At 52.7% G+C, this 1,318-nt stretch carries 1 protein-coding gene; it reads left to right on the forward strand.

The annotated features are described in order from the left end of the window. The first annotated feature begins 67 nt into the window (after positions 1 to 67). On the forward strand, positions 68 to 1,288 hold the full coding sequence (locus C5687_RS24205) for an ISL3-like element ISKox3 family transposase (protein ID WP_000343760.1): 1,221 nt from the start codon (positions 68 to 70) through the stop codon (positions 1,286 to 1,288). Positions 1,289 to 1,318 lie beyond the last annotated feature (30 nt).

Below are 1,318 nucleotides of genomic sequence, written 5' to 3' on the forward strand. Positions count from 1 at the left end.
GGGTCTTCCCTTGTTGTGGTGGCTGAAGGCATGATAATGGTGTATTTAATCGCCAGAGGTCACCGCCATGGACGAAAAGTCCCTCTACGCTCATATTCTCAACCTGTCCGATCCGTGGCAGGTAAAGTCCCTTTCTCTCGATGAAAATGCCGGTTCTGTTACTGTCACTATTGAGATCGCTGAAAACACCCGGCTAGCCTGTCCGACCTGCGGTAAATCCTGTTCTGTTCACGATCACCGTCATCGTAAATGGCGCCATCTTGATACCTGCCAGTTCACCACTATTGTTGAAGCCGATGTTCCACGAATTATGTGTCCGGAGCATGGCTGCCTGACGTTGCCTGTTCCGTGGGCTGGCCCCGGAAGCCGGTATACGTTGCTATTCGAATCGTTCGTTCTCTCATGGCTGAAAATCAGCACCGTTGATGCTGTCAGGAAGCAACTTAAGCTCAGTTGGAATGCGGTTGACGGCATTATGACCCGGGCAGTTAAGCGAGGTCTTGCCCGGATAAAAAAGCCATTATCCGCCCGTCATATGAATGTGGATGAGGTCGCCTTTAAAAAAGGACATCGTTACATAACGGTGATCTCCGATCGCGATGGTCGGGCGCTGGCCTTAACGGATGATCGCGGCACAGAGAGTCTTGCCGGCTATCTTCGCACGCTCACTGATGGGCAGTTGCTGGCTATCAAAACGCTCTCAATGGACATGAACGCGGGCTATATAAGAGCAGCGCGTATCCACTTACCCAGTGCGGTTGAGAAAATCGCCTTTGACCGCTTCCATGTGGCGAAGCAACTGGGCGAGGTAGTTGATAAAACCCGTCAGAATGAACATCCGCACCTCCCTGTTGAAAGCCGACACCAGGCAAAAGGAACCCGCTTCCTGTGGCAGTACAGCGATAAGTGGATGACCGAATCCCGGCAGGAAAAGCTGATGTGGCTGCGTGCACAGATGAAGCTGACGAGCCAGTGCTGGGCGCTGAAAGAGCTGGCAAAGGATATCTGGAACAGGCCATGGAGCGAGGAAAGACGGAGTGACTGGCAGAGATGGTTGGCGCTGGCGGCTAACAGTGACGTTCCCATGATGAAAAATGCCGCGAAAACGATAGGAAAAAGGCTGTACGGGATCCTGAATGCGATGCGACACAGTGTCTCAAACGGAAATGCGGAGGCACTTAACAGCAAGATCAGGCTGCTGAGGATAAAAGCCAGGGGATACCGAAACCGGGAGCGCTTTAAACTGGGGGTGATGTTCCACTACGGAAAGCTGAATATGGCGTTCTGAGCCTTCCCACCATGATCGGGGAAGACCCAT

The sequence above is a fragment of the Enterobacter sichuanensis genome (assembly GCF_002939185.1).
Lineage (GTDB): Bacteria > Pseudomonadota > Gammaproteobacteria > Enterobacterales > Enterobacteriaceae > Enterobacter > Enterobacter sichuanensis.